Origin of the sequence: Celeribacter sp., assembly GCF_048270365.1 — a bacterium.
Classification (GTDB): domain Bacteria; phylum Pseudomonadota; class Alphaproteobacteria; order Rhodobacterales; family Rhodobacteraceae; genus Celeribacter.
In genome coordinates this window covers 85,729-98,333 of sequence record NZ_JBLWTA010000003.1, presented here as the reverse complement: position 1 = coordinate 98,333, position 12,605 = coordinate 85,729, and the positions used below count along the sequence as shown (strand labels likewise).

The following is a 12,605-nucleotide window of genomic DNA, read 5'->3' as shown; positions in this document are numbered from 1 at the left end:
AGTTGAGGTTAGACCTATGAACGATATGCGAATTGTGAGAAAAGACGTGGACATGAACGACACCAAAATCTCCGCCAAAAAAGTGCAGGTTTTCTATGGCGACACCCATGCCATCAAGGACGTGGATGTCGAGATCAAAGACAAGACCGTCACCGCCTTCATCGGTCCGTCGGGCTGTGGCAAGTCGACCTTCCTGCGCTGTCTGAACCGCATGAACGACACGATTGATATCTGCCGCGTCGAGGGGAACATCCTCTTGGACGGCGAAGACATCTACGACAAACGCGTCGATCCGGTGCAGTTGCGGGCAAAAGTCGGCATGGTGTTCCAGCGCCCGAACCCCTTCCCGAAGTCGATCTACGACAACATCGCCTACGGTCCGCGCATCCACGGTCTCGCCAAAAACAAAGCCGATCTGGACGACATCGTCGAGAAGGCGCTGCGTCGTGGTGCGATCTGGGACGAGGTCAAAGACCGTCTCGACGCACCGGGCACCGGTCTTTCCGGTGGCCAGCAACAGCGTCTCTGCATCGCTCGCGCCGTGGCGACCGAGCCGGAAGTGTTGTTGATGGACGAGCCGTGTTCCGCGCTCGACCCGATTGCCACGCTGCAAGTCGAGGAGCTGATTGACGAGCTGCGCGAGAATTTCTCCGTCGTCATCGTCACCCACTCGATGCAACAGGCCGCCCGTGTCAGCCAGAAAACCGCGTTCTTCCACCTCGGTAACCTGGTGGAATATGGCGATACGGAACAGATTTTCACCAACCCGCAAGATGAGCGCACCGAGAGCTACATCACCGGTCGGATTGGCTAAGGAGCAAATTGATGCATAACGATTCCAAACATATCGCCTCGGCGTTTGATCGTGATCTCGAAGCCATTCAGGCGATGATCATGAAGATGGGGGGCCTCGTCGAGGTCGCCATCAAAGACGCAGCCCAAGCGCTCGAAGAGCGGGATGTCGAGCTCTCGGAAAAGGTCCGTCTGTCCGACAAGGCCATCGACCAGCTCGAGGAAAGCGTCAACGAGGAGGCCGCGCGCCTCATCGCGCTGCGCTCGCCGACCGCCTCCGATCTGCGCACGGTTCTGACCGTGATGAAGATCTCCACCAACCTCGAACGCTGTGGCGATTACGCGAAGAACCTCGCGAAACGCACCGGCGTTCTGGTCAACATGTCGCCGATCGAAGGGGCCGCGCCCTCGATCCGTCGTATGGCGCGCGAGGTCGAGGAAATGCTGCGTCTGGCACTCGATGCCTATATCCAGCGCGACACCGGGCTCGCCAATGAGGTGCGTCACCGCGATCTCGACGTCGATCAGATGTACAACGCGCTGTTCCGCGAATTCCTGACCTATATGATGGAAGACCCGCGCAACATCACCGCCTGTATGCACCTGCATTTCATCGCCAAGAACATCGAACGCATGGGCGATCATGCCACTTCGATTGCCGAGCAGGTGATCTACCTGACCACCGGCGAAATGCCCGAAGATGCGCGTCCGAAAGGCGATGTGACCTCGCAAACCGCTCTGGGAGCGGAGGACCTCTGATGGCTGCCGACCAACCCCGTGTTCTTGTTGTCGAGGATGAACCCGCCCAGCGGGAAGTCCTCGCCTACAATCTCGAAGCTGAAGGGTTTGCCGTCTCCAAGGCGGAAAACGGCGACGACGCGCTGTTGTATGTCGATGAAGACAGCCCGGACATCATCGTCCTCGATTGGATGCTGCCCGGCGTCTCCGGTATCGAGATTTGTCGACGCCTGAAAACCCGGCCCGACACCCGCGAGATTCCGATCATCATGCTCTCGGCCCGTTCCGAAGAGGTGGATCGGGTACGCGGTCTTGAGACCGGCGCGGATGACTATGTGGTGAAACCTTACTCCGTGATCGAACTGATGGCTCGCGTGCGCACCCAATTGCGCCGCGTGCGTCCGGCCTCGACCGGGCAGGTGCTTGAATTCGAAGACATTCGTCTGGATTCCGAGACCCATCGCGTCACCCGTGGCGACGACTCCCTGAAACTCGGGCCGACGGAATTCCGTCTCCTGTCCACCTTCATGGAAAAACCGGGCCGGGTCTGGTCGCGCGAGCAATTGCTCGACCGCGTCTGGGGCCGCGACATCTATGTCGACACCCGCACCGTCGATGTCCACATCGGTCGGCTGCGCAAGGCGCTGTGCCAGCATGGTGGCGAAGACCCGGTGCGCACGGTGCGTGGCGCGGGTTACGCTCTGGGCTAAGCACGCCAAACCGAAAGATCAGAAAATGCGCCAAGCCCCTTAGCTTTCGGCGCATTTTTGCATTTCTCTCATGGCGTGGCTCAGCACGGCTTGCCGAGCTCTTGGAATATATGCTCAAATCATCTGAGCAAATTCCCGTTGTGCCAGAGGTCGTGCCGTGTCCCCGATGTCAGAGATTTTCACCAAAGAACCGGCGCATATGCGGACCTATCGCGGCATCCGGGACCTGATCCTGTCGGGCGATCTGGTGCCGGGGGAGCCGGTGACGATCCAAGGTCTGACCGATCGTCTCGACGCCGGCATGACCCCGGTGCGCGAGGCGATCCGGCGGCTGACCTCCGAAGGCGCCTTGGTGTTTCACGGCAACCGGCGGGTGACCGTGCCGGTGTTGAGCCTCTCGGAGGTGGACGAGCTGATCTTTGCCCGTCTGGCTTTGGAACCCGAACTTGCGAAACGTGGGGCGGAGCAGATGAGCGAGGCGGAGATCGCGGCGCTCACGCTGGTGGACAATGAGATCGACGAGGCCATGCGCAAGGGCGACATGCGCGGCTACATGATCCACAATCACCGCTTTCACATGCTGCTCTATCGTGCGGCGCATACGGAGGTGATCGGCCCCATGGTCGATACGCTTTGGCTGCGCTCGGGGCCTGCGCTTCGGGTGATGTGCACACGGTTCGGCTCGCAAAACCTGCCCGACATGCATCAGGTCGCAATCAAGGCGCTGCGGGCGGGTGACGGTGACGGCGTGGCCGAGGCCATCCGTCACGACATCCTGCAAGGGATGGAAAACATCCGCGCCATCGTGGCCGAGAGCGCGGAAGAGACTGCGGAAAACGCGTGAGCTTAAGTCGATATCGCCTTGATTTCGCAGAAATCTTCTATGCCATATTGTCCGCCTTCGCGGCCATTTCCCGAAAGCTTATAGCCGCCGAACGGCGAGCCGTAGGAAATATCCGAACCGTTCAAATGCACCATGCCCGCGCGGATGTCGCGCGCCATGGCGAGGCCGCGGGCTTGGCTTTCCTCTGAGGCCCCGGTCTGGATGTAAGCGGCGAGGCCGTAGGGCGTGTCATTGGCGATCTGCACCGCGTCTTCATCGTCTTGGTAGCCGATCATCACCAGAACCGGACCAAAGACCTCTTCTTGCGCGATGCGCATGTCGTTGGTCACATCGCCAAACACGGTCGGGCGCACGAAATAGCCGCGATTGAAGCCTTCGGGCCGCCCGAGACCGCCCGCCACAAGCCGCGCTCCATCTTCGATCCCGGCCTGAATGAGGCTCTGCACCCGGTCGTATTGCATCTGCGACACCAACGGGCCGATGTGGTTGCCGGTCTGCGAGGGCAGGCCAACTTCGGTGGCTTCGGCCACTTCCTTGGCGATCTCCATCGCGGTCTCGTAATGGCTCTCCGGGATCAACATTCGCGTCGGGGCGTTGCAGGATTGGCCGGTGTTTTGGAAACAATGGCGCACGCCGCGCTTCACCGCCTCTTCGAAATCGCAATCGTCCAAGAGCACATTCGGGGATTTGCCGCCGAGTTCCAGCGTCACGCGTTTCACCGTGGGGGCGGCGGCTTTGGAAATCTCGACACCTGCGCGGGTGGAGCCGGTGAAGGACACCATGGCGACGTCGGGGTGAGACGAAATCGCCGCGCCCACGCCTGGACCGTCGCCGTTCACGAGGTTGAAAACGCCCTTCGGCACGCCCGCCTCATGCAGAATCTCGGCATATAAAAGCGCGTTCATCGGGGTGAGTTCCGAGGGTTTCAACACCATGGTGCAGCCTGCGGCCAGCGCGGGAATGACCTTCAACGCAATCTGGTTGATCGGCCAGTTCCACGGCGTGATGAAGCCGCACACCCCGGTGGCCTCATGCACAATGAGATCGCCGGGGCCGTTTTCGTGTTCGAAATCAAAGGCCTCAAGCGCTTTGACCACACCGTCCAGATGCCCGATCCCCACGGCGGCCTGCGCCCGGTCGGACAGAGAAATCGGCGCACCCATTTCCTCGGTGATGAGCGCGGACATTTCGTCATAGCGGCTCTGATAGACTTCGCGGATCGACGCCAACAGATCGAGACGCTCGGCTTTCGTGGTGCGCGAAAACGACGGAAAGGCGGCTTTGGCGGCCTGAACGGCGGCGTCCACATCTTTGGCCGTGCCCATGGCGACTTGGGCAAAGACCTCTTCGCTGGCCGGGTTGATGACATCCATCATGGTCTCACCCAGCGGCTTGACCCACTCGCCGTTGATATAGAACCGGTCGGTTTTCAACTCCGTCATGCCTGTTATCCTTTTGAAACTTATAGTTTGTCGCGCAAAGCATACCACGTCATCGCAAGCGCCAGTAGCGGCGTTCGAAGCGTCGGCCCGCCGGGAAAGCGCGGGCTTGGCAGCGATTGCATGAGATCAAAGCGGCTGGCGTGGCCTTCGACCGCCTCCGCCGCGATCTGGCCTGCGAGCGTGGCCAAAGCCACGCCTTGTCCGGAGAATCCGGCGATGGACATCGCATTAGGCCCAAGCCGCGCGAAATGCGGCAGGCGGGACATGGTGATGCCCAACGTGCCGCCCCAGGCGTAGTCGAGTTTGGCGTCTTTCAGCTCGGGGTAGACGCCCAACATCGGCCCGCGCACCTTAGCGCGCAGATCGGTCGGGAATTTGTAACCGTAGCTTTCGCCACCGCCGAAAATCATCCGATTGTCCGGCGACATGCGGTAGTAATTGATCACAAAACGCGAGTCCGCGACGGCGTGGCGGTTCGGGATCAGTCGCGCCGCGAGATCGGAGGGCAGGGGCTCTGTCACCGCGATGAAATTGTTGATCGGCATGACGTGATGCGCGACGTCGTGGTCGAGATTGTTGTGGTAGCCATTGAGCGCGAGGATCAGGTGATCGGCCTCCACCACGGCTTGATCTGTATGGACGCGCGGCTTGGCGTCTGTCTCTATGCGAGTCACCCGCGACAACTCATGGATACGCACGCCAGCGGCCTCGGCCAGACGTGCAATCGCGAAGGCATAGCGCAGCGGGTGCAGGTGGCCGGAGCCCATGTCCAAGGTGCCGGAGTGGTAATCCTCGGAGCCGGTCTCATGGCGCACCGCATCGCGGTCGAGGTAGCGGATTTTGTCGTAGCCGTAGACCTTTTGCATGTGGTCCACATGCTTTTGCGAATGGCCAGAAAACCGCGCGCGGTGATTGGCGTGGATCACGCCATCGCGCCAGTCGCAGTCATCGCCGCTCTCGGACAGGATCGTTTTGACCAGACCCACGGCCTCGGCACCCAGATCCCAAAGCATCCGCGCGTCGTCCATGCTGACGTGGGTTTCCAGCTCGTCCTGTTCGAGCCGTTGCCCCATCGACACCTGACCGCCATTGCGCCCGGAGGCGCCCGAACCGACGCGCGAGGCCTCCAAGAGCACCACGTCCAATCCCCGTCGCGCCATATGGAGCGCCGCCGAGAGACCCGCATAACCACCGCCGACGACGCAGACATCGGCTTTCACCGTGCCGGTGGCAGCCGGGTAGGGGCCGGGGGCCTGCGCTGTCGCAGCGTACCACGATTGCGCGTGGTCGCCGGGCCGGTCGTTGATGGTCAGGATGTCCATGAGATCAAACGTTTAGCCCCTCCGCCTCGATCCGCTCCAGCGCCTCGTCGAGCGACTTGCGGGCGCGCTCGATCAGGATGTCGACCTCTGCTTTGGTGATGGTCAGCGGCGGGGAGATGATCATCCGATCACCGACATGGCGCATCACCAGATTGTTGGCAAAACAGCGCTCGCGACAGATGTAGCCGACGGTGCCGCCGGGGGCCTTGAACTTTGCGCGCGTCGCCTTGTTCGGCGTGAGCGCGATGGAGCCCATGAGGCCGACGATCTTAGCCTCGCCGACCATGGGATGATCGACCAGAGCCTCCCATTTTTCCTTGAGGTAGGGTGCGATCTCTTTGCTGGCGCGCTCCACGATGCCTTCTTCTTCGAGGAGGCGGATGTTCTCCAGAGCCACGGCACAGGCCACCGGATGGCCCGCGTAGGTGTAGCCATGGGCAAATTCGCTTCCGTTGATCACAGAGGCGATCTCGTCGGAGACGATGGAGGCGCCGAGCGGAATATAACCCGAAGTGATGCCCTTGGCACAGGTCATGATGTCGGGCGTGATACCCATGGTCTCGGACCCGAACCAATTGCCGGTGCGGCCAAAGCCGGTGATGACCTCATCGACAATCAGGAGGATGCCGTATTTCTCAACGATACGGTTGATTTCCGGCCAGTAGGTTTCCGGCGGGACGATCACGCCACCGGCGCCTTGCACCGGCTCGGCGATAAAGGCGGCAACGGTTTCCGGGCCAAGTTCGAGGATTTTCGCTTCAAGCTGCTGCGCACGTTTGAGGCCGAACTCTTCGGGACTCAGATCCCCTCCTTCGGACCACCAATCCGGCTGGTCAATGTGATGAATGCCGGGGATCGGCAGGCCGCCCTGCGCGTGAATGCCCTTCATCCCGCCAAGCGAGCCACCGCCCATGGTCGAGCCGTGATAGCCGTTCCAGCGCGAAATCACATTGAAACGCTCCGGCTGGCCTTTCAGGTCCCAATAATGCCGCACCATCCGCAGGTTGGTGTCATTGGAATCCGAACCCGAGCCGTTGAAAAACACATGGTTCAGGTCGCCCGGCGCGATTTCGGCGAGTTTTTTGGCCAGCATGATCGCGGGCACATGCGAGGTCTGGAAAAACGTATTGTAATAGGGCAGTTGCTTCATCTGCCGCGCGGCCACATCGGCCAGTTCTTCGCGCCCGTAACCGACATTCACACACCACAGACCGGCCATGGCATCGAGAATTTCCTCGCCTTCGCTGTCGGTCAGCCAGACACCATTTGCCTTGGTGATGATCCGCGCGCCTTTTTTCGCCAATTCATCGCCGTCGGTGAACGGGTGCATGTGGTGGGCGGCGTCGAGCGCTTGCAGTTCGGCGGTGGGCAGGTGGTTGTCGCTCATGCGTTTGGTCCTTTGTGCCATCTGACCGCCGGGTGCCCTGCAATAAAACGCAATGCAGAAAAGGGGGATGCGATGGTCGAAGTTGTGAGGACGGAGGCGGGCCTCCGGGAAATATCTGTTGTCTCGAAAAATATGATCAAATTTTTGAAGCGTCAAGAGAGCGCCCTGTCGCAGGACGGCAAGAGGGGCCAGACGTTTTCGCAAATGCAGACAAGATCAGGTCCTTGCGAACAGTTTGCGCGGCACGTTGCACAGCACCTCTGCCGGGCCATTCTCGTTTATCAGGTGGGATACCGTCACAGCACAGCCCCAAGCCACCAGAGCCAGCCGAGCCCCACAACCTCGCAACGATAAGCCCCAACCAGTCAAAACCTGCCTTTATTTTCACCAATAGGGCGATCAGCGTGCATTTTTCTATGGAATTTCAACATACGTGCGAAGTCTTTTTGGCGCTTTGGCATATGAAAATGCGAAAGCCGTGATAAACCAAGAGGGCAAAAGTCGGTGTGGGGCCGATTGATGCGGCTGAACATAGCTGAAGATGTTTGGTCCACGGGGGACATCATGAAACTGCTTTTCCATATGGGAAGCCATAAAACCGGCACGACATCTCTGCAGAGCTATCTGAGCGAGATTGCGCCACAGCTTTCCGAAACGGGCATTCTTTATCCGCGGCCTAAAACGGAAATACCGCCACATTCCATCTTGTTGTCCGGGTTGATGCCGGAAGACGACCTGCCGCGCATCGTCCGATTTTCGGGCAGTGAAGATCAACGTAAAGCGCGCAAGACACGGGCCTTAGAGGTGCTGCGCAAGTTGGCCCAGAGATCGCCTGAGGCCACGCTTTTGCTGTCGTCCGAGGAATTCTTCACGCCAATCCCGGAGCAGGGGCTTTCAACGTTCAAACAAGAACTCATGGATGCCGGCATCAGCTCTTTTTCTTTCATCGCCTACCTGCGCCGGCCGTCGGCCTTTTATGTTTCGTGGCTGCAACAAGTGCTCAAGGCGTCTTTCCTGCCCCCGAAAATCGCACCGCCGCCCTATGAGGAGATTTTCACGCCCTATCTCAAGGTGTTCGGAGAAAAGGCCGTGCAATTGCGCCTGTACCCTGAGGTCTGGCCTCAGGGAGACGACACGGTTCAGGATTTTTTCCGCGAGGTTCTCGGGCGCGAAGGTTTGGCACAACACCGGGCAGGGAGGCCGAAGGTCAATCAAAGCCTGAGCGCGGAATCCATCGCGCTCATGCAAAGCTATCGTTTTGCCTTTCTGCGAGAGCAACAGGGCCGCTACACCTCGGATAGCCGCAGTCTCGGGGGTGCGCTGACGCGGCTTGAGACAGAAACGGAAACGACAAAAATTCAACTGAAACAAAAGATTGCGGAATATATCGACCTCAACATAGAGGCGCTCTTATGGGTGCGCGATCATTTGTCTTTTGTCGCCCCTGATGTCGATTACAGCCATCTGGAAAAGACCGCAGAGGCGTTGGAAACCCCGTCTGACCTGCGTGAATTGATCGACATCGAGCCCGAGGCCTATCGTGCTTTGGCTCAGAAATTGCTGGCACAAGGCTGGGCGAATTCTGCGCGACTGGAATCCCGGCTGGCCTTCGGACTGGACCCAAAATCCCGCAGTCGCCGCCTCTGGTTGAAAGATCAAATCCAGCATGGATATGCACCGCCAAACATATCTGCTACGAACATCTGAACCGACAAACACAGTTGAAATGACACTTTTCTTGCCTTCCAAACGCCCCCTTTTGTTGCATATCCCCAAGACCGGGGGCACGTGGCTCAATGATATGATCCGCACGCAAAACCCCGTGCTGCGCAAGTTGCGTCTCCGGCGCCTTAGCCATGACTACACGCTGGACGAGATCGATGCGCAATTCGGCCCCGAGACCCGATTTGGATTTGTGTTCCGCGATCCCGTCGCGCGGCTGCATTCCGCTTTCGACAGTCGCCGCAATTGTAGCCAGCCAACGCGTTACATCCCGTGGCGCGAGGCGGAAGTCCGGTGTTTTTCCACATTCGAGACCTTCGACGCCTTTGCCAGAGCCTTTGACGGACGCGATCCGCAACGGGCAGAGCAGGCGGCTCTCGCACTCAAAGCTGTGCGGCATTTCTATCGTGGCTACGTGCATTATTTCGGCAGCGCTGAGCGCCTTTCCACCGCGTCGCACCGGATCGTCATGTGTCTGAACACGTCAAACCTGTCCTCGCATCTTGAGGAAGTGGCCAAAGCCTACCGTTTGCCAGCCTTCAAACAAACGAAAACCGCCCGCAGCCATTCCTCCGCAAACTTCCGCACGCCGCTTACCCCCGAAGGGCGTGACATTCTGGCCGCGCAGCTGCCCGAAGAATATGAGCTTTATCGCCTGTGTCAGAAGTTGGAAATGCGCTTGCATCTTGGGGTCCTCGAGGACACAGGGGACGAAACACGGAAAGCGAGCAGTCCATGACGATATATTCCATGTGGTATCAAGGGTTTGAGAACGCTCCTGATTTCGTGAAACGCATTCATGAAATCTGGTGTCGTTTGAACCCGGACCACGTTGCGCATGTGATCGGGGGCGAAGAGGCCGATGAGTTGCTCTTTGCCGAAGGCATTGAGCCCGGCAAACTCACCATGCAGGTCCGAGCGAACATCGTGCGCGCAGTCCTTTTGGCCGACCGTGGCGGTGTGTGGCGCGATGTTTCCCTGATCCCGTCGGAGCCTTTGGCGGACTGGTTGCCGCAGGCGCTTGACCAAGAGGCGTTCTTTGCCTTCCGGAATCCCGGTGAGGGTCGGATATTATCGAACTGGTTTCTGGCCTCGGAGGTGGGACATCCATTGATGGCGGCGTGGCGCGAGGCCTATGTCAGCTATTTCAGGACCGATCGCACCGTCGCCAGAGAGGCGCCATACTGGGTGCGCTTTAAAAACCGCCGACGCATCCGGCGCGATCCGGCATCTTTCGCAAGCCCTGAAATTGCCAGAAAAACAAAATACTACCCGTATTTCATCATGCATTATCACTTTGCATGGCTGATCCAAACCCAACCGGAATTGGCAGCACTTTGGGCGCGTGTCCTGAACCGTCCAGCCACAGAGGCATTGCGACTGCGGCCGGTGGTTGAGGCCCAGCAGGGACAGTTAGACGATCCGACGCTGAACGCGTTGCTCAACGCAGCTCCGGTCCATAAAATCCGATGGAAGAAGAACGCGGAGCTTTACGACAAAGTCCTCACACAAATCGAAAGAGGGCTGTCAGAACGCGGTATCTAAGCTGTGTCGAGGTATTTTAAATATCCGATAATTGGTATTATGTATAATAAATGACTGGCAGAACTGCAAAAGACACAAGTAAATATCTGTTTTAACACACATTTAAAAGCTCGGCGGCGTTGAGGCGCTGACCACCTCACTGGGAACCGGACCGATCTGACGAAAGCGATGCGGTGTGCGGCTCTCGAAATAATACGCGTCTCCTGGACCAAGGATCTTGCGTTGCTCGCCCACAGTGACCTCGATGCGCCCGGAAATCACGATCCCGGCTTCTTCGCCTTCGTGACCATACATCACGCGCCCCGTGTCGGCACCGATCTCATAGCGCTCACGCAGCATCATCAAAGCCCGCCCAAAGAGCGACTTGCCGACCTGTTTCAACGACAGCTTGCCTTTGCCGATCTCTGTGAGCTCCTCGGCGGCGTAGAACACCTGCTGTTCGGTCACCGGCTCGAAGGCGAAGAACTCCGACAGGCTGATCGGAACGCCCGCGAGAATTTTGTGAAGCGCGCCGACGGATGGGTTCATCTTGCCGGATTCAATGAGAGAAATCGTCGAGTTCGGAATGCCGACTTTCTTGGCCAAAGCGCGCTGGGAATGCCCGGCGCGTTCCCGCACAGCGCGCAGCCTTTGACCCAGAGCCAAATCATCGAAGTCATCCTTCGGAGTGTTTGATCCGTTCATTATTCACCAAACCCTAAATAATTTTTACATAATTATAATGCATTACAAAGAATAAGAAACAGAGTTTTTAAAGATCGGGAAACCGCGTAGCGTCACCTCAATCACGACCTGCACTCTCGCACTTCAGCACAACAGGATAGAAAAATGACAAACGCAGATCTCGCCGCTCGCCGCGTAGACGCCATGGCCCGTGGCGTCGGCGTCATGACCGACCACTTCATCACCCGCGCCGAAAATGCCGAAGTTTGGGACGAAGACGGCAATCGCCTGATCGACTTCGCCGCAGGCATCGCCGTGGTCAACACCGGCCACCGTCACCCGAAAGTCATGGCTGCTGTCAAAGCCCAGCTCGACGGTTTCACCCACACCTGCCACCAGGTTTTGCCCTACGCGCCCTATGTTAAGCTCGCCGAACGGCTGAACGCCAAGGTTCCGGGCGCCTTTGACAAGAAAACCGTCTTTGTCACAACTGGCGCAGAAGCTGTTGAAAACGCTGTAAAATGCGCACGCGCCCATACTGGACGTCCGGCGGTAATAGCCTTTGGCGGCGGCTTTCATGGCCGCACCTTCATGGGCATGTCCCTGACCGGCAAGGTCGTGCCTTACAAGGTCGGTTTCGGCGCCATGATGCCCGATGTGTTCCACGTCCCCTACCCCTGCGCGCTGCATGGCGTCTCCGTCGACGACAGCTTTGCCGCCATTGAGGCGCTGTTCAAAGCCGACGTTGACCCGGCCCGCGTCGCAGCCGTGATTTTCGAACCCGTGCAAGGCGAAGGCGGTTTCTACCCGGCACCCGCCGAGTTCGTCACCCGTCTGCGCGCGCTCTGCGACGCCCACGGCATGGTGATGATCGCCGATGAGGTGCAAACCGGCTTTGGCCGCACCGGCAAACTGTTTGCCATGGAGCATTACGACGTGGCCGCTGACATCACCACCATGGCCAAAGGTTTGGGTGGCGGTCTGCCGATCTCTGCGGTCACCGGCAAAGCCGAGATCATGGATGCGGCGGCCCCGGGCGGTCTTGGCGGCACTTATGGCGGCAACCCTCTGGGGATTGCTGCGGGCAATGCCGTTCTGGACGTGATCGAAGAGGAAGACCTCTGTGGCCGCGCCGAGGAATTTGGAAACAAACTCAAAGCCGTGCTGAGCGATATTCAATCGACCACGCCGGAGCTCGCCGACATTCGCGGCCCCGGTTTCATGGTCGCCGCCGAGTTCATGACCACGGACGGCAAACCCAACGCCGAGCTGACCGGCAAAATCCGTGTCGAAGCGCTCAAGCGCGGTCTCGTGCTTTTGACTTGCGGCGTCTATGGCAATGTGATCCGGTTCCTCGCGCCTCTGACCATCAATGAGCCGGTGTTCGATGAGGCGATGGACATTCTGAAAGATGCGGTGAATGCCGCGCGGGAGAGCTGA

General features: G+C 59.0%; 12 protein-coding genes. 8 read left to right on the top strand and 4 right to left on the bottom strand.

Going from position 1 to position 12,605, the window contains the following annotated elements; genetic code table 11:
* Positions 1-16: 16 nt before the first annotated feature.
* From pstB to ACN0X0_RS05220, 4 genes are all read left to right on the top strand, one after another.
* Complete coding sequence (pstB, locus tag ACN0X0_RS05235) at positions 17-814, top strand: phosphate ABC transporter ATP-binding protein PstB (RefSeq protein WP_417261066.1); 798 nt, start codon at positions 17-19, stop codon at positions 812-814.
* An 11-nt stretch (positions 815-825) separates the two neighbouring features.
* A complete protein-coding gene (gene phoU, locus ACN0X0_RS05230; protein WP_226553534.1) occupies positions 826-1,551 on the top strand; it encodes a phosphate signaling complex protein PhoU in 726 nt (241 codons plus the stop codon).
* The gene (gene phoB / locus ACN0X0_RS05225) at positions 1,551-2,240 is read left to right on the top strand and encodes a phosphate regulon transcriptional regulator PhoB (protein ID WP_226553535.1); all 690 of its coding nucleotides are present in this window, start codon (positions 1,551-1,553) and stop codon (positions 2,238-2,240) included. The genes phoU and phoB overlap by 1 nt, the downstream gene beginning before the upstream one ends.
* A 166-nt stretch (positions 2,241-2,406) precedes the next feature.
* Complete coding sequence (locus ACN0X0_RS05220) at positions 2,407-3,084, top strand: GntR family transcriptional regulator (RefSeq protein ID WP_417278496.1); 678 nt, start codon at positions 2,407-2,409, stop codon at positions 3,082-3,084.
* Between the two features lie 2 nt (positions 3,085-3,086).
* Here ACN0X0_RS05220 and ACN0X0_RS05215 read toward each other — a convergent pair whose 3' ends face one another.
* From ACN0X0_RS05215 to ACN0X0_RS05205, 3 genes are read right to left on the bottom strand one after another with little or no spacing between them, the layout of a single operon-like run.
* Complete coding sequence (locus ACN0X0_RS05215) at positions 3,087-4,526, bottom strand: aldehyde dehydrogenase family protein (protein ID WP_417278306.1); 1,440 nt, start codon at positions 4,524-4,526, stop codon at positions 3,087-3,089.
* A 20-nt stretch (positions 4,527-4,546) separates the two neighbouring features.
* Positions 4,547-5,848 (bottom strand): NAD(P)/FAD-dependent oxidoreductase, encoded by a 1,302-nt coding sequence (locus ACN0X0_RS05210; protein WP_417278305.1) that lies wholly within the window; start codon positions 5,846-5,848, stop codon positions 4,547-4,549.
* Positions 5,849-5,852: 4 nt separating this feature from the next.
* Positions 5,853-7,235: an aspartate aminotransferase family protein gene (locus tag ACN0X0_RS05205; protein WP_417278304.1), complete on the bottom strand. Its 1,383-nt coding sequence runs from the start codon at positions 7,233-7,235 to the stop codon at positions 5,853-5,855.
* Positions 7,236-7,799: 564 nt separating this feature from the next.
* Between ACN0X0_RS05205 and ACN0X0_RS05200 the strand changes: the two genes are divergently transcribed.
* Genes ACN0X0_RS05200 through ACN0X0_RS05190 form a run of 3 tightly spaced genes read left to right on the top strand, consistent with a single transcriptional unit; the run spans position 7,800 to position 10,502 of the window.
* Positions 7,800-8,942 (top strand): hypothetical protein, encoded by a 1,143-nt coding sequence (locus tag ACN0X0_RS05200; RefSeq protein ID WP_417278303.1) that lies wholly within the window; start codon positions 7,800-7,802, stop codon positions 8,940-8,942.
* 31 nt (positions 8,943-8,973) lie between these two features.
* The gene (locus ACN0X0_RS05195; protein ID WP_417278302.1) at positions 8,974-9,696 is read left to right on the top strand and encodes a hypothetical protein; all 723 of its coding nucleotides are present in this window, start codon (positions 8,974-8,976) and stop codon (positions 9,694-9,696) included.
* Positions 9,693-10,502 (top strand): capsular polysaccharide synthesis protein, encoded by an 810-nt coding sequence (locus ACN0X0_RS05190; RefSeq protein ID WP_417278301.1) that lies wholly within the window; start codon positions 9,693-9,695, stop codon positions 10,500-10,502. The genes ACN0X0_RS05195 and ACN0X0_RS05190 overlap by 4 nt, the downstream gene beginning before the upstream one ends.
* A 102-nt stretch (positions 10,503-10,604) precedes the next feature.
* Here the strand turns inward: ACN0X0_RS05190 and ACN0X0_RS05185 are convergent, their stop codons facing one another.
* Positions 10,605-11,186, bottom strand: coding sequence for a cupin domain-containing protein (locus ACN0X0_RS05185; protein ID WP_417261074.1), 582 nt, complete (start codon positions 11,184-11,186; stop codon positions 10,605-10,607).
* Between the two features lie 144 nt (positions 11,187-11,330).
* Here ACN0X0_RS05185 and ACN0X0_RS05180 point away from each other — a divergent pair, with 144 nt between their 5' ends.
* Positions 11,331-12,605 (top strand): 4-aminobutyrate--2-oxoglutarate transaminase, encoded by a 1,275-nt coding sequence (locus ACN0X0_RS05180; protein WP_417278300.1) that lies wholly within the window; start codon positions 11,331-11,333, stop codon positions 12,603-12,605.

What these genes read in the sequence shown, in the direction of transcription:
- ACN0X0_RS05190 (WP_417278301.1), top strand. Translation starts at nt 9,693, where the DNA reads ATGACGATATATTCCATGTGGTATCAAGGGTTTGAGAACGCTCCTGAT.
- ACN0X0_RS05200 (WP_417278303.1), top strand. Translation starts at nt 7,800, where the DNA reads ATGAAACTGCTTTTCCATATGGGAAGCCATAAAACCGGCACGACATCT.
- pstB (WP_417261066.1), top strand. Translation starts at nt 17, where the DNA reads ATGAACGATATGCGAATTGTGAGAAAAGACGTGGACATGAACGACACC.
- ACN0X0_RS05180 (WP_417278300.1), top strand. Translation starts at nt 11,331, where the DNA reads ATGACAAACGCAGATCTCGCCGCTCGCCGCGTAGACGCCATGGCCCGT.
- ACN0X0_RS05205 (WP_417278304.1), bottom strand. Translation starts at nt 7,235, where the DNA reads ATGAGCGACAACCACCTGCCCACCGCCGAACTGCAAGCGCTCGACGCC.
- ACN0X0_RS05215 (WP_417278306.1), bottom strand. Translation starts at nt 4,526, where the DNA reads ATGACGGAGTTGAAAACCGACCGGTTCTATATCAACGGCGAGTGGGTC.
- ACN0X0_RS05185 (WP_417261074.1), bottom strand. Translation starts at nt 11,186, where the DNA reads ATGAACGGATCAAACACTCCGAAGGATGACTTCGATGATTTGGCTCTG.
- ACN0X0_RS05220 (WP_417278496.1), top strand. Translation starts at nt 2,407, where the DNA reads ATGTCAGAGATTTTCACCAAAGAACCGGCGCATATGCGGACCTATCGC.
- ACN0X0_RS05210 (WP_417278305.1), bottom strand. Translation starts at nt 5,848, where the DNA reads ATGGACATCCTGACCATCAACGACCGGCCCGGCGACCACGCGCAATCG.
- phoB (WP_226553535.1), top strand. Translation starts at nt 1,551, where the DNA reads ATGGCTGCCGACCAACCCCGTGTTCTTGTTGTCGAGGATGAACCCGCC.
- phoU (WP_226553534.1), top strand. Translation starts at nt 826, where the DNA reads ATGCATAACGATTCCAAACATATCGCCTCGGCGTTTGATCGTGATCTC.